General features: G+C 67.2%; 14 protein-coding genes and 1 pseudogene. 4 read left to right on the plus strand and 11 right to left on the minus strand.

What is annotated here, in order from left to right:
* The first annotated feature begins 164 nt into the window (after positions 1-164).
* The 3 genes from EO139_RS15975 (at position 165) to lpxH (ending at position 2,756) form a co-directional block, all read left to right on the plus strand.
* Complete coding sequence (locus EO139_RS15975; RefSeq protein WP_126971432.1) at positions 165-1,301, plus strand: glycosyltransferase family 1 protein; 1,137 nt, start codon at positions 165-167, stop codon at positions 1,299-1,301.
* The gene (locus tag EO139_RS15980; RefSeq protein ID WP_104582296.1) at positions 1,282-1,824 is read left to right on the plus strand and encodes a phosphatase PAP2 family protein; all 543 of its coding nucleotides are present in this window, start codon (positions 1,282-1,284) and stop codon (positions 1,822-1,824) included. Before EO139_RS15975 ends, EO139_RS15980 begins: the two co-directional genes overlap by 20 nt.
* Before the next feature lie 188 nt (positions 1,825-2,012).
* Positions 2,013-2,756 carry a UDP-2,3-diacylglucosamine diphosphatase gene (gene lpxH, locus EO139_RS15990; protein ID WP_102583853.1) on the plus strand — a complete coding sequence of 248 codons (744 nt, stop codon included), beginning with the start codon at positions 2,013-2,015 and terminating at the stop codon, positions 2,754-2,756.
* A 249-nt stretch (positions 2,757-3,005) separates the two neighbouring features.
* Here lpxH and EO139_RS15995 read toward each other — a convergent pair whose 3' ends face one another.
* The 11 genes and pseudogenes from EO139_RS15995 to EO139_RS16045 form a co-directional block, all read right to left on the minus strand.
* A complete protein-coding gene (locus EO139_RS15995; RefSeq protein WP_126971434.1) occupies positions 3,006-3,425 on the minus strand; it encodes a hypothetical protein in 420 nt (139 codons plus the stop codon).
* A 135-nt stretch (positions 3,426-3,560) separates the two neighbouring features.
* On the minus strand, positions 3,561-4,814 hold the full coding sequence (locus EO139_RS16000; protein ID WP_104582293.1) for a zinc-dependent metalloprotease: 1,254 nt from the start codon (positions 4,812-4,814) through the stop codon (positions 3,561-3,563).
* A 450-nt stretch (positions 4,815-5,264) separates the two neighbouring features.
* The gene (locus EO139_RS16005; protein ID WP_180496890.1) at positions 5,265-6,077 is read right to left on the minus strand and encodes a ferritin-like domain-containing protein; all 813 of its coding nucleotides are present in this window, start codon (positions 6,075-6,077) and stop codon (positions 5,265-5,267) included.
* 267 nt (positions 6,078-6,344) lie between these two features.
* The gene (gene purF, locus EO139_RS16010) at positions 6,345-7,811 is read right to left on the minus strand and encodes an amidophosphoribosyltransferase (protein WP_104582292.1); all 1,467 of its coding nucleotides are present in this window, start codon (positions 7,809-7,811) and stop codon (positions 6,345-6,347) included.
* A gap of 30 nt (positions 7,812-7,841) precedes the next feature.
* Positions 7,842-8,588 carry a CvpA family protein gene (locus EO139_RS16015; RefSeq protein WP_126942406.1) on the minus strand — a complete coding sequence of 249 codons (747 nt, stop codon included), beginning with the start codon at positions 8,586-8,588 and terminating at the stop codon, positions 7,842-7,844.
* A gap of 222 nt (positions 8,589-8,810) precedes the next feature.
* The gene (locus EO139_RS16020) at positions 8,811-9,878 is read right to left on the minus strand and encodes an SPOR domain-containing protein (protein ID WP_126971436.1); all 1,068 of its coding nucleotides are present in this window, start codon (positions 9,876-9,878) and stop codon (positions 8,811-8,813) included.
* A gap of 59 nt (positions 9,879-9,937) precedes the next feature.
* On the minus strand, positions 9,938-11,230 hold the full coding sequence (folC, locus tag EO139_RS16025) for a bifunctional tetrahydrofolate synthase/dihydrofolate synthase (protein WP_126971438.1): 1,293 nt from the start codon (positions 11,228-11,230) through the stop codon (positions 9,938-9,940).
* Between the two features lie 134 nt (positions 11,231-11,364).
* On the minus strand, positions 11,365-11,874 hold the full coding sequence (locus EO139_RS16030) for a hypothetical protein (RefSeq protein WP_126971497.1): 510 nt from the start codon (positions 11,872-11,874) through the stop codon (positions 11,365-11,367).
* Between the two features lie 88 nt (positions 11,875-11,962).
* Positions 11,963-12,607 (minus strand): histidine phosphatase family protein, encoded by a 645-nt coding sequence (locus tag EO139_RS16035; protein ID WP_104582476.1) that lies wholly within the window; start codon positions 12,605-12,607, stop codon positions 11,963-11,965.
* Positions 12,608-12,736: 129 nt separating this feature from the next.
* A pseudogene (locus EO139_RS16040) lies at positions 12,737-12,891 on the minus strand (S46 family peptidase); the annotation flags it as partial.
* Positions 12,892-12,906: 15 nt separating this feature from the next.
* The gene (locus EO139_RS16045; RefSeq protein WP_126971440.1) at positions 12,907-14,988 is read right to left on the minus strand and encodes a phospholipase C, phosphocholine-specific; all 2,082 of its coding nucleotides are present in this window, start codon (positions 14,986-14,988) and stop codon (positions 12,907-12,909) included.
* 193 nt (positions 14,989-15,181) lie between these two features.
* On the opposite strand from EO139_RS16045, the gene EO139_RS16050 reads away from it, so the two are divergent.
* The gene (locus tag EO139_RS16050; protein ID WP_126971442.1) at positions 15,182-17,515 is read left to right on the plus strand and encodes a TonB-dependent receptor; all 2,334 of its coding nucleotides are present in this window, start codon (positions 15,182-15,184) and stop codon (positions 17,513-17,515) included.
* Positions 17,516-17,747 lie beyond the last annotated feature (232 nt).

Consider the following 17,747-nt stretch of genomic DNA (forward strand, 5'->3'; position numbering starts at 1 on the left):
GACTGGTGGCGATTGCGCTAAACGAGTGCAGCACGCTGCCTTTGCGATTCCCCATTCCCCATTCCCCATTCCCCATTCCCGGCTCCACTGTCACCGCCGCGACTTGTGGGCGCAACATCCATGCCATCGCCCTCCCGGAAGCTAGCGAAAACCGGAGAACGGGCATGCGCTACGCGATCGTTACCGAAACCTATCCCCCCGAAGTCAACGGTGTTGCGCTGACCGTGCACGGGCTGGAGACCGGCCTGCGCGCACGCGGACACCAGGTGGACGTGGTACGTCCACGGCAGAGCGGCGATACGGATGCGGCCACGGCCCTGCTGGTGCGCGGTGCATCGCTGCCGCGCTATCCGGGACTGAAATTCGGGCTACCGGCAACACAACGCCTCGTGCGTCATTGGCAGATCACGCAACCGGATGCGGTCTATGTGGCCACGGAAGGCCCCTTGGGCTGGTCGGCGATGCGTGCGGCACGCCGACTGGGCATCCCGGTCGCCACCGGCTTCCACACGCGTTTCGACGAGTACCTGCCCGACTACGGTGCCGCCTGGCTGCAGGGCACCGCGTTGCGCTGGATGCGCCGCTTCCATAATCAGGCCGAGGCCACGCTGGTGCCCACGCGCGAGCTGCAGCAGTTCCTGCGCGACGGCGGCTTCGAGCGGGTGCAACTGCTGGCGCGCGCGGTGGACAGCCAGCAGTTCGATCCGGCCCGGCGCGATCCGGCCCTGCGTGCCGAATGGGGCATCGAAGGCGAAGGCTTCGCGGCGATCTACGTCGGACGCATCGCCAATGAAAAGAATCTGCCGTTGGCGATCCGCGCCTTCCGCAAGTTGCAGCAGATCCGCCCGAAGGCGCGCTTCGTCTGGGTCGGCGATGGCCCGGCACGCGAAAAGATCGCGCATGAAAATCCGGACTTCCTCTTCTGCGGCGTCCAGCGCGGCGCGGCGTTGGCACGCCACTTCGCCAGCGGCGATCTGTTCCTGTTCCCCAGCCGCAGCGAGACCTTCGGCAACGTGACCCTGGAGGCAATGGCCAGCGGTGTGGCCACGGTCGCCTTCGACTACGGCGCCGCGCGCGAGTATCTGCGCAACGGCCACAGCGGTGCGGCTGTGGAGAACGACGAGGCGTTCATCCAGGCCGCCGTCGTACTCACCGAGGACGATGCGCTGCGCCGGCGCCTGGGGGCTGCGGCCGCACAGGCGATGAAGAAACTGCATCCGGACACGGTGGTGTCCGACTTCGAGGCCTTGCTGATGGGCATCACCGCGACACGGGGGCGTTATGTCGGCAACGCGGCTTGAGCTCCTGCGCGGTCACGAAGCGCGCTGGTGCCGGCGCGCCAATCACTGGTGCCGGCGCCACCCGGTGCGGCGTGCATTCGCCACCATCAGCCGGCTCGGCGATGGGGTGTTCTGGTACAGCCTGATGGGTTTGCTGGTGCTGGCCGACGGCATGGACGGCGTGCGTGCATCTGCGCACATGGCCGCCACCGGCGTGCTCGCGCTGAGCTTGTACAAGTCGCTCAAACGCTGGACGCGTCGGCCGCGCCCATATGCGGCCGACGTGCGTATCCGCGCCTGGGTGGCACCGCTGGACGAGTTCAGCTTTCCGTCCGGCCACACCTTGCACGCGGTGTCCTTCAGCATTGTGGCGGTGGCCTACTACCCGTGGCTGGCACCGGTGCTAGTGCCGTTTTCGGCCGGCGTGGCGCTGTCGCGCGTGGTGCTGGGCCTGCACTATCCCAGCGATGTGCTGGCTGCCACGGCGATCGGCGTGGTGCTGGCCAGTCTGTCGCTGTGGGGAGTGCCGGCACTGCTCGGCTAAAGCGTGATATCTGCCATCACCGCGCTTGCCTGACCAAGCCGAGGCCCCTCGTCGCCCAGCCGGCCGTTCACCCGGCGCTCGCGCCGCGATGCAACGCTCCACCGATTCCCGATTCCCGATTCTCGATTCCCCACCCCCGATTCTCCATTCCCGATTCCCGTCCCGCGCTGCCGCCGTACAATGGCGCAATGACGACCCTGTTCATTTCCGACCTGCACCTGGATCCGGCCCGGCCGGCGATCACCGAGCTGTTTCTGGACTTCCTGCGCACGCAGGTGCCGGGCAGCGACGCGCTCTACATCCTCGGCGATCTGTTCGAAGCCTGGATCGGCGATGACACGCCATCGACCGCTGCCGATGCGGTGGCCGTGGCGCTGCATGCGGTGGCCGATAGCGGCGTGCCGGTGTTCTTCATGCCGGGCAATCGCGACTTCCTGGTGGGCGAGGCATACGCGCAACGCGCCGGCTTCCGCATCCTGCCCGATCCCACGGTGGTCGACTTGTACGGACACCCGACCCTGCTGATGCATGGCGACCTGCTGTGTACCGACGACACCGCCTACCAGGCGTTCCGTGCACAGACGCGCGATCCGGTCTTCCAGGCGCAGTTCCTGGCGCAGCCGCTGGCCGCGCGGGTCGCCTTCGCGCAGCAGGCACGCGCTGCCAGCCAGGCGCGTCATGCAGAACTCAAGCAAGGCGACCAGTCGCGCTTCGAGACCGTCACCGATGTCACCCCGGCCGAGGTGGAAACCACCTTCGTGCGGTATGGCCTGGACCGTCTGATCCATGGCCATACCCATCGCCCTGCGATCCATACCCTGCAGGCCGGCGGCCAGACCTGCACCCGCATCGTGCTGGGCGACTGGTACGAACAAGGCTCGGTGCTGCATGTGGATGCCGACGGCGTTTCACTGGAGCAGCTGACACTTTGACGTAGCTGACCGCAGCTAGCGAGCAGCCGCAGCGGGCGCAGGCCGCTCGCCCGGAAGCACAGTGCGGGCGAGATACGATGGGCATCGGCCGTTCCGTCTGCAGGCGCGCGCTGTGGTTTCGACATCTGGCCTGCGCACGCTCGACGTGCTGCTAGCCGCGCAGGAACCGCAGCTGGACGCGCTGCCGGTAAGCCCGATCGCGCCAGATGCTGTTACGCAGCAGCACAGTCCATGCAGCATCCCAAGGCATCACTGCATGCTGCGCGCATGCTCGGCGTAGTCGACGAAGTCGGCGTTGACCACGTCGTACCAGAGCACCGTGCCATCGGCCTGCACGCGGAAACGATCGCGCACCGGGTTGGTCTGCGGGTCGCCGGGGCACTCGTTGCCATGCCGCTCGCGCACTGCGAAGTCGAACGCATCCGCTGCAGGCTCAGCGTCGTCTTCGTCGACGATGCTGATGCAGTTGTCCGGATAGAAATGGTCAGCCTGCAGCCGGGTCTCCAGCACATCCAGCGCACGGGCGCGGGCATCGTTGCCGGTCGGCGCGGCCGGCGCGGACACGGCCGGTGTGGGTGGCGCAGGGGCTGGGTCGGCAGGTTGCTGTTTGCAGCCGGCAACTGCCAGCGCGGCCAGGCACAGCGCCGCGTAACGCAGGGACTTGGACATGGGTGCTCCGCTCCGCAGGACACGCCGGCGACAACCGGCAGTGCCTCTAGTCTGCGCGATCACTGCGCCTGCGTGTAGCTGCAAAGGCCCGGCACCTGCGGTGCCGGGCCGACAGCGGAACGCGACGCGTGGTCCTCAGCGGAAGCCGGCGATGGTGGCCTTGGTATTGACCAGCACGCGCTGATTGTCGGCGGTGCTGGCATTGCCCATCGGCACGCCGTTGTAGCTGATGTTGGGGTTGGACCAGTAGTTCAGGCGCGGGCAGCCGCTGCTGCAGTCGTAGGCCATGATGGTGCGCCAGCTGTTGCCGTAGCGATAACCATGCCCGTAGGCGTACGGCGAGGTGCTCGGGTCGTTGGTGGCGTCATGACGGGCGCTCTGCAGATGGCCGATTTCATGCGCGAAACTGTAATAGCCGGTGGCGCAATCCCAGTACACCGAGGCGAACGCGGTCGCGGCGGTAGAGCCGATCCCCGATGCCAGGCCGCAGTAGCTGCTGTTGTTCAACACGATCACGCCCACATCGGCGGTGTAGGTGTTGCGGCTGGTGTGGATGCTGTCCATGTAACCATCGTTGGTCACGCGGAAGCGCTGCAGGTCGGTGGTGAAATTGCCGGTTTCGCTGTAGCTGGTGGTCTCGTAACGCGCCAGTTGCAGGGTGATGCCGACATTGCTGTTGATGTAGCCCTGGTTGGCCTCGGCCACTGCCAGTTGCACCAGCGACTGCATGTTGCCGCCGTAGGCGGTCACCGCCTGATTGGTCGCCACCACCAGCACGCGGATGGTCGCCGGGCTGCCCGACGATGCGGCGGCCGCGGTGACGCGCCCGTCGCTGGGCATGTCGATCTTCGGCAACAGGCTGTATTCGGCCGGGTGCTCCTGCGGCAAGCGGCTTTCCTCCACCTGCACCAGGACGTGGCGGCCATCGGCGAGCGGGCGCAGCCGATACAGCTTGCCGGCGTAGCGGATGGTGCCGGTGACGGTATCGCCGCTGCGCACCAGGATGGCCGAGTTCAGCGGATCCACCCCAGACAGCGTGCGTGCGCGGGTCCCGGCGCGCGGGCCGAGGTTGCCGTACCACACGCTATCGCCGCCTTCCAGGGCATCGACCTTGGCCTGGGTGGCGGTGATGGTCTGGCCGTCCAACTGCAGCTCCAGCAGCTTTTCCGAGGCGGTGACCGCACCGGCGTCGAGCTGGACCACCTGCGCGTTGGCCGTGGACGGTGCGCTGAGCAGGCGCTGCAACGAGGGTTCGGCAGTGGCGGTGGCGGCCGCGCTGCGGCTCAACGCCGGGCCCGATTGATACAGCGGCTTGCCGGCAGCGGCGGCCGAACCGGCCAGGCACATGGCGATCAGACCCACCGTGGTGCACATCGACTTCGACTTCATCGTCTCTCTCTCCTTAGACATGGAAGTAACGGATGTGAAACACCGGGCCCCTGCCCCCGGGACGCCATTAAGGCGCGCCGTGCCGTCCGGATTGCAAGTTGTTACAAAAGAAAATTACGTTTTTGTGATGTCTACCGTTGAATGGATGCGATTCCGGCGGCTGCATGGAAGGACCCAGCGCACAGTCCGGCAGTCGAAGGCGCATTGCGACGCACGTCGCCTGCGGCATCCGGCGACATCGAGTCCGCGTGACTGCCGGGGGCGACCGGTGGCGGCACGCACTGATGCGGCGCGTTGCGCGCGTTCCGCACGCAGTGCGCCCGGTGCTGCATGCACGACACGGCGGGCACGTTTCAGCAGCGCGGCAACGGTACTGGCCGATTCGATCTGCCCGCCTACGGCGCTCGAGCAAGCGTGCAACTACGGCCCACGCCTCCCACCACCGGCTGCTCAGCCGGCCTGCTCCACCAGATCGGCCAGTTCGTCCTCGTCGAAGCCGGCAAGCAGCCGCGCCTGCAGATTGAACGGCCCGTGCAGGTAACCGCCGGCGTACTCATGCAGCAGCGCCTTGAAGCGCGCGCGCGGCTCGATGCCGGCCTGCGCGCAATACCAGCGGTACCAGCGCGAGCCGGCCGCCACGTGCGCCACTTCCTCGCGCAGGATGGTGTCCAGCACCTCGGCAGTGGCGGTATCGCCGAGCGAACGCAGTTTGACGATCATCGCCGGCGTCACATCCAGCCCGCGCGCTTCCAGCACGCGCGGCACCAGCGCCATGCGCGCCAGGCCGTCGTGCGCGGTTTTCTCGCACATTTCCCACAGGCCGTTGTGCGCAGCGAAGTCGCCGTAGTCGTGGTCATGTGCGTGCAACCGCGCGCGCAGCAGCATGAAGTGGCGCGATTCGTCATCGGCCACACCAACCCAGTCGGCATAGAACGCCTCCGGCAGCCCACGGAAGCGATACACCGCATCCCAGGCCAGATCGATGGCATTGAGCTCGATATGCGCGATGGCGTGGATAAAGGCGGCGCGCCCTTCCAGGCTGCCCAGCCCACGCCGCGGCACCTGCCGCGGATGCACCAGCACCGGCCTGGCAGGCCGGCCCGGCATGCGGATCGGCTGCGGTGGCGCTGCCTGCGGCGATGGCAGCGGCAAGCTGCCGGCGCGGAACGCGGCCGCATGCCGCTGCGTCAATGCGACCTTCTCCAGCGGATCGGCCGCCTGCAGGCAGGCATGTGCGGCTTGCAGAAGATCCATCGTGTCCATCACTCCGTCTTTGCGATAAACCGCAGGGCCGACAACACCGGCAGTTGGCGCTTCACGCTGCAGCGCGATCGCTACCCCGACGCCGCCATCGCAGGTTCGGTCTGCGCACATCCACAGCGGCTGGCGACACTGCCGCACCACCGCAGCGCACGCCATGTCGCGCCCGGCTGCAGCCAGCTGGCGCGATCACCACGCAGCCGGTCGGCATGGCACAGGGACGCCATGCCATGCCTGGGGAGCGCCGGCCTGCAGCGCTAGCGCAGACCCTTACGCGCGGCGACGCTTCTTGGCATCGTCCGAGCGCAGCTGCTGGATGCGTTCGAAATAGCCCGGCTCGATGCCGGTGATGTATTCGCCGTTGAAGCACGAGGAATCGAACTGCTGGATGTCCGGGTTGCCTTCGCGCACCGCCACTTCCAGGTCTTCCAGATCCTGGTAGATCAGCCAGTCGCAGCCGAGGAATTCCTGGATTTCCAGCTCGCTGCGGCCATGCGCGATCAGCTCTTCGGCCGCCGGCATGTCGATGCCGTAGATATTGGGGTAACGCACCGGCGGCGCGGCCGAGGCCAGATACACCTTGCGTGCACCGGCGTCGCGCGCCATCTGCACGATCTGCCGGCTGGTGGTGCCGCGCACGATCGAATCGTCGACCAGCAGCACCACGCGGTTGCGGAATTCCAGGTGGATCGGATTGAGCTTGCGACGCACCGATTTCTGCCGCTCGCCCTGCCCCGGCATGATGAAGGTCCGGCCCACGTAGCGATTCTTGACGAAGCCCTCGCGGTACTTCACCCCAAGCACGTTGGACATCTCCAGCGCCACATCGCGCGAGGTGTCCGGGATCGGAATGATGGTGTCGATATCGTGATCCGGGCGCAGCCGCAGGATCTTCTCGCCCAGCTTCAGGCCCATGCGCATGCGCGCCTTGTGCACCGAGATGTTGTCGATCATCGAATCCGGGCGCGCGAAGTACACATACTCGAAGATGCACGGCGCGTTGACGGTCGGCGCGGCGCAGACTTCCGAAAACAGCTCACCGCGCGCGGTGATCACCATCGCCTCGCCGGGGCGCAGGTCGCGCACACGCTGGTAGCCGAGGATGTCCAGCGCGGCCGATTCGGAGGAGACGATGTATTCGGTGCCTTCGGCGTGCTCGCGCTTGCCCAGCACCAGCGGACGGATGCCGTGCGGGTCGCGGAAGGCCACCAGTCCCAGGCCCAGCACCACGCTAACCACCGCGTAGCCGCCCTTGCAGCGGCGGTGCACGCCGGCCACCGCGCGGATCGCCGCCTCGGGGGTGAGCATGCGCTGCGCGTCCAGCTCGTAGGCGAACACGTTCAGCAGCACTTCGCTGTCCGAATCGGTGTTGATGTTGCGGCGGTCGGCCTCGAACACCTGCTGGCGCAAGGCCTCGGTGTTGATCAGGTTGCCGTTGTGCGCCAGCGCGATGCCGTAGGGCGAGTTGACGTAGAACGGCTGCGCTTCGTCCATGCCTTCCGAGCCTGCGGTCGGATAGCGGCAATGCGCGATGCCAACACGGCCTTCCAGCACCGCCATCTTCTTTTCGTCGAAGACATCGCGCACCAGCCCGTTGGCCTTTTGCACGCGCAGGCGCGTGCCGTCTGCGGTGGCGATGCCTGCGGCGTCCTGCCCACGATGCTGCAGGACGGTCAGGCCGTCATACAGCTGCCCGGCGACGTTCTGGTTGCCGACAATACCGACGATGCCACACATGGTGCGCGTTCTCCGCTACGGCTTGCGCCGTTACTGTGAAGGGGGCCGTGCCTGGCCTTGGGGCTCGACCCGAGCCGGGTCGCTTTCTCCGCCGCGAACCTGCGCCGGATCGATATTGGCCGGCATCGCCTGCGCCGGATTGCGTCCGTCGCTGGCAGCTTTGCCGGGTTGTCCAAGCGCACGCGTGATGGTGTCACTCAGACCGGACCCGGACAGCGCCTTGCCCAGGTCCGTATTATCGCCTGCCGAGGGCAACTTCCCCAACTCCGTTGGCAGGTTGCCGAGTTCCATCGATGGCATGTCCATCGACGGCATCCGCCAGGCCGGCAGTTGCGCCCGCATCCAGCTCGCGCCCGGCGACAGCATCGGCATCAGCATCGACTGGCGCCAGGCCGGCTCGCGCGGCAGCGGCGTGAAGCTCATCAGCAGCACCAGCACGCTGGCCAGAAAGCCGCCGCGTACCAGGCCCAGGCCGAAGCCGAGCATGCGGTCCATCCCGCCCAGGCGCACCGCGTCCACGCCGGCGCGGATCACCATGCCGATCACCGCCACGGTGATCAGCACGCCGACGAACACCATCGCATAGCCGCCGAACGACTCGGTGGCCGACGGATGCTTGCCATCGGCAATCCAGCGCGCGGCCGGCCCGCCGAACTGGAACGTCGCCCAGCCGGCCAGCAACCACGACAGCGTGCCGACCACGATGGCGACAAACCCGCGCAGCAGGCCCAACAGGGCCGACACCAGGATGATGACGCCCAGCACCATGTCGATCATTGCCCACTTCTCCGCGCGGCGCGCACGCCGCTGGTCCAACCTGGCTCGGTGTTCATTGCGCTCCCCTCCATGGGTGTGAGGCGATCAGGAAATCCGCTCGCCGCTGGCGATACCACGCGAAACGGTGACCCGGCGTGCTGCGGGCGAGCCGCACCACGCAGCGAACCACCCGACTGCCGATCCTCGGCACTGACCGCGCCCGCCCGACGGCGGCGCAGTGGCTTACGGATGCGGACGCACCATGCCGGAAATGCCGACCTTGGCCGCCACCTGCGCGCGCAGCTGTTCGGCATCGCCGCGATTGGCGACCGGGCCGACGCGCACGCGGTTGAGCGCGCCCTTGTCGGTGCGCACCTGTTCGACGAAGGCGCTGAAGCCGGCGGCGCGCACGCGGTCGCGCAAGGCGTCGGCGTCTTCGGCCCGCCCGAAGGCGCCCAGCTGCACCGCAAAGCCGACCGAGCTGGCTGCAGGCGCTGCCGGCGCGGCGGGCGCCGCGACGACCGGCTTGGCCGGCTCGGGCTTGGCTGGCTCCGTTTTCGCCACCTCCGGCTTGGCCGGGGCAGGCTTGGGCGCTTCGGCCAGCTTGGGCGCGGTGGCCACCGGCTTGGCCGGCTCCGGCGGCAGGCTTTCGGTCTTGGTCGAAGCGGTCGTGCCGGCGGCGGCCACGCTGCTGGTCGGCTTGGCGGCCGTCGCGGGCGCCGGCGTGCTGGCTGCCGGCGCCGGCGCGGCGGCGTTGGCATCCAGCGTCACCACCTGGGCGTTGACATCGCTGCGCACCTTCACCGCCTGCAGGCGCGCCGCTTCGGCCTGGGCCTGATCGACATACGGCCCCACGCGCACGCGCCAGGCCGGGCGGCCGTTGATCTGGATCTTCTCGCTGAAGCCGGGCAGTTGCGCCTGCTTGAGCCGCGCCAGTACCGCGTCGGCATCGGCGCTGGTGGCGTAGGCACCGAAGTTGACCGCGTAGTTGCCGGCCGCCACCTCGGGTGCCGATGGCGTACTGGCCGGGTTGGCCAGATCGGCTGCATCGGGGTTGTCCTGCACCGCGGCCGGCGCGGTGGCGGCACCGCGCATGCCCAGCGCGCCACCGGCCGGCGCATCGCCCGGGGTGACCAGCGGCAATTCGCGGGTCTCGAACTCGCCATTGGCCGGTGCGGCAGGTGCCTCCAGCGGCACGTCGGCCACGCCGCTCGACGGCGCAGGGCCCTTGACCAGCATCGGCAGGAAGATCACGGCGAGCGCCACCAGGACGATGGCGCCAATCAGTCGCTGTTTCAGAGCAGTATCCACGTAGAGAGACGAAAGGCGGCGTGGCGGGGTGCCGCGGCGATTATAAGGCCGCAGCCGGGCTACCGCCCCGGGTGGACTGAACGAAGTGCGTTTAGCGCGTCGGCAACGGTATGAAACGAGCCGAACACCAGCACCCGATCGCCGGGGGCGGCCTGCGCCAGCACTGCGCCCAATGCGCCCGCCACATCGCCGTGACATACCGCCTGCGCTGCCGCACTGCCCTGCAGACGGGCCTGCAAGGCCTGCGCCGACTGCCCACGCGCGCCGTCCAGCCCGGCCAGGGTCCAGTGGTCGACCTGCGTGGCCACCGCCTCCACCACGCCTAGCACGTCCTTGTCCGCCAGTGCGGCGTAGATGGCATGCGTGCTGCCCGTGTGCGCCTGCGCGCCCAGTGCATCGGCCAGCGCGCGCGCGGCCTGCGGGTTGTGGCCGACGTCCAGCAGCACCTGCACGCCATCGACGTCACAGCGCTGCAATCGCCCGACCACCTGCGCGCTGGAAATTCCCTGCGCCCACGCGGCATCGGGCAGCGCTTCCGGCAAGGCCTGCAGCGCGGCAATTGCCGCGGCCGCATTGGCCAGCTGCACCGGGGCGTGCAGGGCCGGCATCGGCAGCTCCAGCGTCACCGCGACATCGCGCCAGCGCCACTGCGGCGCTTCCGGATGCTGCGCCTCGATCGGCTCGAAGAAATAATCGCTGCCGGCGCGGATCGCGTTGGCGCCCAGCTGGTAGGCACGCCGCAGTACGCTCGATGGCGGGTCGATTTCGCCCAGCACCACCGGCTTCCACGCGCGGATGATGCCGGCCTTCTCGGCGCCGATCGCTTCGCGCTCATCGCCCAGCCAATCGGTATGGTCGATATCCACGGTGGTGATCACCGCCACATCCGAATCGACGATATTGACTGCATCCAGGCGCCCGCCCAGGCCGATTTCCAGCACCGCCAGGTCCAGCGCGGAGCGCTGCAGCAGCCACAGCGCCGCCAGCGTGCCGTATTCGAAATAGGTCAGCGTGGTGTCGCCGCGCACTGCCTCGACCGCCGCAAATGCCTCGACCAGCGCGGCATCGCTCGCATCAACGCCATCGATGCGCACACGCTCGTTGTAGCGCAGCAGATGCGGCGAGGTGTAGCTGCCCACCTTCCAGCCGGCGGCGCGCCCGATCGCCTCGATGAAGGCCACGGTGGACCCCTTGCCATTGGTGCCACCGACCACGATGACGTGCCTGGCAGGCGCGGCAAGCTGCAGACGTGCCGCCACCTCGCGCACGCGCTCCAAGCCCATGGCAATGGTGCTTGGATGCTGCTGCTCGATATAGACGAGCCAGTCGGAGAGGGAGTCGGTTGCGTTCACGGCGGGGACTGCGCAGGAAGAACCGCATTATCGCGAATTTTCAGGCCCTCACGTAGTCGGACAAACGACGCCATCTTGCCCAGGCGCATGCGCCTGTCGTTGCCGACTCCAATTGTCTGTGTCGGACGTCCCGATCACCGGGCGTCTTCGATCGCTGCAACCCGCATTCCCAACAGCGAGCGCTGACCGGTCAACACCACGGTCACCTGCTGATCGAGATGCCGACGATAGAGCGCCTCGCTGACGCACAGATGGCCGGGAAACCGATTTTCCAGCGGCCCGCCACGCAATCGGTATTTGCACGAACGCCCGCTTTGAAAGTACTCGACCTGCATCACATGCGTTTCCTTGAAATCGACACCGGCCATCCGCGTGTACACCCACGGCGCTCCCAGAGCCAGTACGAGCCAGCACAGAAATCCCAACAGCGGCGGCGCCAGGCAGATCGCCAGAACCGTGTTCAGCGGCCGCGTACCGAAGACCGCCTTCCATCCCCCGATGCGATAGGCCGGCGCAAAGATCAGCACCGTCAATGCGCCTCCCAGCAGCACCATCGGCGCTACCCAGTTCCGACCCGAAAGAAACGGTGCGGGAATGAAGTCGGAAAACACCCCTAGCGCCAACAGGCCGCACACACTGCCCAAGACAACGTACCGAAGCACCTTGGGCCAGTTGGCGATGATCCCGGGATGACGCGCCACAGCGTGTCCTGCATGCTTGCCAGGCGTTGCCTTACAGCGCCCGATGCTTGGCTTCACCAAAGAACGGCGTGTGGTGCGCGCAGTCGTTCAGGCGCACCACTTCCAGGTGATCCACGTCCTCGCCTTCGAGCAGGTTGAGCGTGGTCGGCGCCTGGCGGAAGGTCCACAGCCGGGACAGCGGCAGGCCCAGGATCTTGCACAGGATCACGCGGTTGACCGCATCGTGCGCGACCACCAGCAAGGTGTCGGCCGCGCCCAGGCCATCGGCCGCGCGCGCCAGGCCGCGCCAGCTGCGGTCCAGCACCTGACGCAGGGATTCGCCGCCGGGCATCAGCACGGTATCGGGCTCGTCGCGCCAGGCGCGCAGACGTGCCGGATCCTTGTCGTTGATCTCGCTGGCCAGCAGGCCCTCCCATTCGCCGTGGGCGATTTCCTGCAGGTCTGCATCGGTCTGCAGCAGGTTTTCGCGCGCGCTGCCCAGCGCCAGCCTGGCGGTGGCCTGCGCGCGTGACAGCGGCGAGGCCACCGCGCGGGTGATCTCCAACGACTGCAGACGCGCGCCGAGCGCGGCGGCCTGGCCTTCGCCGACCGGCGACAGCGGGATATCGATCTGGCCCTGGTAGCGGCCTTCGGCGTTCCACGGCGTCTCGCCGTGACGGGCAAGCAGGATGCGCATGCGCGAGAGATTCCTTGGGGGAAGGGGCCGGCTCGCCGCAGCGAAACGGGAGCGCATGATAACCCCTCCCGCTGCGGTGCCGGCCGCCCGCGTCAGCGCAGGTCGGGTTGCTGCAGCGGTGGCGGTGCCGGGGGCCACTTCCGTCATGACCCAGCGCAACCACCGCGATCCACGGCGACGATGCGAGTCATCGCCGGATCGGAGATCCTGCTGCCGCTCACCGACTTCCAGTTGCCATCAAAGGCCGGCACAACCAGCCTGCCCTGCGCGGCCATCGCCGGCGAAACCACGACACCGGCTCAGGCGCGCCCGAATGCCGGATCACTGCGGCTGGGCCTGCCGGTTTCCAGATGCCCGGCCAGCCGGCGGCGGAACGCGGTTCCGGGCTGTTCCAGCACGACGTCGTACCAGTGATCACTGGCTGCAAGCGCCAGCCGCACGGTCTGGCGCTGACCTGCGGCCAGGTGCATCGACCGTACGGCCGGGTCTGCATAGTCCAGCGCGCGCAGCTGCAGCGTGCACGGTTGCCGCCCGGCGTTGCCGATGTCCAGCACCAGCATCTCGCCGTCCTGCCGCGCCTCCAACCACGGCGCTGCCGGTTGCGTCCCGGCTGCAGCGAGGTCGCCGGCAAATTCGCGCAGGAAACCATTGGGCCCATGCACGCTCAGCGCATAGGCGCCGTTGTGCGCAGCGCCGACCGGCACATCGTCCAGCTGGGTGCCGGGCAACACGGTGTAGTACCACGGGCCGCCGCTTGCAGCGCTGGTGTAGACATTGAACGCGGCCGCCGCAGCGCCGCTGTTGACGAACTGCAGTTGCACGCCACCTTCGCCCTGCACGCGCGCGTGCACCTGCAAGGCGTACGGCAATGCACGTGCCGGACGTTGTCCCGGCTCCTGTCGCGGCATGCTGGCCCTGGTCGGCGGCACCGGTAGCGGCTTGTCGCGCACCGCGGCGGTGCGCGCGCGGTAGTCGTTGACCGACGGCAGTGCGCTCACTGCCGAATCGTCCGGCTTGCGGAAATCGAACACGCTGGTCAGATCGCCACTGACCGCCCGGCGCCACGGGCTGATGTTGGGTTCGGCCACGCCGAAGCGGCGTTCCAGCAACCGCAGTACCGAGGTGTGATCGAACACCTGCGAATTGACCCAGCCGCCGCGCGTCCAGGGCGAGATCACCAGCATCGGCACGCGGATGCCCAAGCCCATCGGCACGCCGGCGTAGACCTCCCCGCGCGTGTCGACATTGCTGCGCCCCATGCGCGCATCCAACGCCGGCAACGCTGCGGGCACGTGATCGAAGAAGCCGTCGTTCTCGTCGTAGTTGATGATCAACGCGGTCTTGGCCCACACCTGTGGGTTGGCGGTGAGCGCATCGATCAGGCGCGCCACCAGCGACTCGCCATAGGCCGGCGGCGCTTCCGGATGTTCGCAGTACGCGGTGGGCGGCACGATCCAGGACACCTGCGGCAAGCGGTTGGCCTGCACGTCGGCGGCGATCGCGGCGATGAGATGCTCGGCCTGCGTGGTGGCGGCGTTGTCGGCGGTGGAACCGGGCACGCAGGCACGCGCACGCCGATAGCGTTCGTCGTCGGGGTGCAGATCACGATAGTGCGAAAAATACGCCAGCGAGTTGCAGCCGAAGTTGTCGTACTCCTGGTACACGCGCCAATCCACGCCTGCGGCCTGCAGGCGCTGCGCGTAGGTGGTCCAGTCCATCGCCGCATACCCGGGCTTGTCGCGTGCCATGTCGGCGGTCCAGTTGCCGTCGTCGGCGTTGGTCACCACCTGCGCGCCGAGATTGCCCACGCTGGTGCCGCTGGTGCCGGTGAACAGATACATGCGATTGGGATTGGTCGGCCCGTGCAACGAACAGAAATACCCGTCGCAGATGGTGAAGGCATCGGCCAGTGCGTGGTAGTACGGGATGTCGTGACGCTGGAAATACCCCATCGTCAATTCGCCCTTGTACGGCACCCAGGCGTCGTACTCGGCCCAGCGCGCCGGGTCCTGCCCGTGGCCGGCTTTCCAGGAGTGATCCAGGCTCTTGATCAACGGCGCGGACGTGTTTTGCGAATCGAAGGCGAACGGCAGCAGGCGGCGCCCATCCGCGGCCGGCTGGCTCCAGACCGGGTGGCCGTCGCGCAGCTGCAACGGACGCGGATCGCCGAACCCACGCACGCCACGCAGCGCGCCGAAGTAATGGTCGAACGAGCGATTCTCCTGCATCAGGATCACCACGTGCTCGATGTCGCGCAGTGTGCCGGTGCGCGAGTTGGCCGGCAGCGCGAGTGCGCGGCCGATCGAGGACGGCAGGGCGCCGGCGGCGGTCAGCGCGGCGACGCGCTTGAGGAAATCGCGGCGCGAGGGGGAAGACGTCATGGCTACGGGACCTGCGAGAAATACGTGTACATGCCGCGCACTGCGGCCGGGTAGGACACGTATAGCGGTCAAGCACGACAGTTTTGCGACAGCCACCGTCATCAATGTTTCATACGTCGTTGACACCCTGCGTCGCGAAACGCCGGTCTTGCACCGTGCGTCGCCCTCAGCCGTGCTTGAACAGGATTCCCCCATGACTTCCGCTCGTCGCTTTCATGTCACTCCGCTGGCGCTTGCCCTGGCCGCGCTGCTTCCGGTCATCGCATCTGCGGCCACACCGGTTGCCGTTGCAGGGGCGCCGGTAGCCGATGCCCCGGCCACCGTGGCCGATGCCGCCGCCAATGCCACCCAGCTGGACGCGATCAATGTGGTGTCGCAAGGCAGCACCCGCCAGGTCCAGCGCATCAGCCGGCAGGACATCGAGCAGCTGACACCGGGCAGCAGCGCCTTCAAGGCGGTGGAAAAATTGCCGGGCGTGCAGTTCCAGTCGGCCGATCCGTTCGGCACCTACGAGTGGTCCACGCAGGTCACCCTGCATGGCTTCGACCAGAGCCGGCTGGGCTACACGCTCGATGGCATTCCGCTCGGCAACATGAGCTACGGCGTCACCAACGGCCTGCACATCACCCGCGCCATCATTTCGGAGAACCTCGGCTCGGTGGAGATCGCGCAAGGCGCCGGTGCGCTCGGGACTGCGTCCAACACCAACCTCGGCGGCACCATGCAGTTCTACTCGGCCGATCCACAGACCACGCCCGGCCTGCGCCTGGTGCAGACGGTCGGCAGCGATGCCACGCGGCGCACCTTCATGCGTGGCGACACCGGCGACCGCAATGGCCTGTCGGCGTATCTGTCCTACGCCAATGCCAGCACCGACAAGTGGAAAGGCTTCGGCGACCAGCAATCCGAGCAGGCCAACCTCAAGACCGTCTACCAGTGGGGCGATGGCAACCGTCTGAGCCTGTTCGTGGATACCTCGCGGCGCAAGGAATACGACTACATGGACCTGTCGTTGACCAGCCAGCGCGCGCTGGGCTGGGACCACGACTATCTGCAGCCGGATTGGGCCACCGCGGTGCAGATGGCACGTGCATATCAAACCACCGGTGCCACCAGCGGCGTGGCCAACGGCTATCCGCAATCGCTGGCCGGACTTCCCGACGATTACAGCTGGCTCGACGCCAGTTACTACGCCGGTGGTGGCCTGCGCCGCGACAACCTGGCCGGTTTGTCGGGCACGTTCGTGTTCGGCGGCGCCACGCTGGATGCCACCGGCTACTACCACGGCAATCGAGGCGAAGGTCAGTGGGTGACGCCGTATGTACCGACCTCTGCGCAGGTTCCGCTGTCGATGCGCACCACCGACTACGGCCTGGATCGTTACGGCGGCACCAGCGCATTGAAATGGGCGTGGGGCAACCACGATCTGGAAGTGGGCCTGTGGGCGGAAAACGCACGTACCACGCAGCAGCGCAACTACTTCGCGCTCGGCAACGAGGGCTATACCTCGCTGTACAACGTGTACGAAGTGCAGACGCCGTTCCGCCGCGATTTCCTGCAGCGCTACACCACCCAGACCCGCATGCTGTACCTGCAGGACAGCGTGCGCCTGCTCGACGACCGCCTGACCATCAACTACGGTGCAAAGGCGCTCAGCACCACCACGCGTGCGCAGTCCCTGGTGCCGACCACCGCGCTGGCACAGGGCCGCATCCGCGCCGAAGACAATTTCCTGCCGCAGGTTGGCGTGAACTACAAGCTGGACGAGCGCCAGGACATCTACGCCTCCTACAGCAAGAACATCGCCGCATTCGGCTTCACCCCGTTCGGCACCTCGCAGGCGGCGTTCGACCGCAGCCGCTCCACGCTGGAGCCGGAAGAATCGCAGACCGTGCAGGTGGGTTACCGCGTGCAGGATGCGCAGTTCCAGCTGTCGGCCGACGCCTACTTCACCAAGTTCTCCAACCGCTTGTTGACCACCTCGCCATGTAGCGCGGTGCAGACCTGCGCGGCGATCCTGAGCAATGTGGGTGCCGTGCATAGCGCAGGTGCGGATCTGGCCTTGATGTGGCGTCCGATGGAAGGCCTGAGCTGGTTGAATTCGCTGTCGTGGAATCGCTCGCGCTACCAGGACGATTACCTCAACAACGGCGTGGTCGCCACCTCCGGCAAGGACGTGGTCGGCATCCCTGCGTTGATGTTCTCCTCCAGCGCCAGCTACCAACTCGGCAACCTGCGCCTGGATCTGGACGGCAAGTATGTCGACAAGCGCTACATCACCTTCCTCAACGATTCGCAGGTGCCCTCGTACTGGCTGTTCAATGCGGGCGCGCGTTACGACTTCGGTCGCGTGGGCGGGGTGGCCGATGTGGCGTTGGCGCTCAACATCACCAACCTCACCGACAAGCGCTATTTCGCCAGCACCGGCACCAACGGCTACGTGGCCTCCGATCCGCAGGGCTACAACCAGACCATGGTGGTCGGCGCGCCGCGCCAGTACTTCATGAGCCTGGATGTGAAGTTCTAAGCAGCTTTGCACCACCTAAGGCGCCCTCATCCGGCGCTATGCGCCACCTTCTCCCGCATGCGGGAGAAGGCATGCCGACACTCCCCGATACCTCGATCAGGTCGGCAAGTTACTTTTCCGGGCCTTCACGCCTGCTCGGCCGCTCCGTATCTCGGCCTCATCTGCTTGTTGTCTCCCCCAGCTTTTCCTTCTGTTTTTCCTGATTCTCTTCTGTCTTCCCCGCTTTTCCTTT

This window comes from Xanthomonas sp. BRIP62411 (assembly GCF_003993525.1).
Taxonomy (GTDB): Bacteria; Pseudomonadota; Gammaproteobacteria; order Xanthomonadales; family Xanthomonadaceae; genus Xanthomonas; species Xanthomonas euroxanthea.

What these genes read in the sequence shown, in the direction of transcription:
- EO139_RS16000 (WP_104582293.1), bottom strand. Translation starts at nt 4,814, where the DNA reads ATGAAGTCGAAGTCGATGTGCACCACGGTGGGTCTGATCGCCATGTGC.
- EO139_RS16035 (WP_104582476.1), bottom strand. Translation starts at nt 12,607, where the DNA reads ATGCGCATCCTGCTTGCCCGTCACGGCGAGACGCCGTGGAACGCCGAA.
- EO139_RS16045 (WP_126971440.1), bottom strand. Translation starts at nt 14,988, where the DNA reads ATGACGTCTTCCCCCTCGCGCCGCGATTTCCTCAAGCGCGTCGCCGCG.
- lpxH (WP_102583853.1), top strand. Translation starts at nt 2,013, where the DNA reads ATGACGACCCTGTTCATTTCCGACCTGCACCTGGATCCGGCCCGGCCG.
- EO139_RS15975 (WP_126971432.1), top strand. Translation starts at nt 165, where the DNA reads ATGCGCTACGCGATCGTTACCGAAACCTATCCCCCCGAAGTCAACGGT.
- EO139_RS16050 (WP_126971442.1), top strand. Translation starts at nt 15,182, where the DNA reads ATGACTTCCGCTCGTCGCTTTCATGTCACTCCGCTGGCGCTTGCCCTG.
- EO139_RS16005 (WP_180496890.1), bottom strand. Translation starts at nt 6,077, where the DNA reads ATGGACACGATGGATCTTCTGCAAGCCGCACATGCCTGCCTGCAGGCG.
- EO139_RS15995 (WP_126971434.1), bottom strand. Translation starts at nt 3,425, where the DNA reads ATGTCCAAGTCCCTGCGTTACGCGGCGCTGTGCCTGGCCGCGCTGGCA.
- EO139_RS16015 (WP_126942406.1), bottom strand. Translation starts at nt 8,588, where the DNA reads ATGATCGACATGGTGCTGGGCGTCATCATCCTGGTGTCGGCCCTGTTG.
- purF (WP_104582292.1), bottom strand. Translation starts at nt 7,811, where the DNA reads ATGTGTGGCATCGTCGGTATTGTCGGCAACCAGAACGTCGCCGGGCAG.
- EO139_RS15980 (WP_104582296.1), top strand. Translation starts at nt 1,282, where the DNA reads ATGTCGGCAACGCGGCTTGAGCTCCTGCGCGGTCACGAAGCGCGCTGG.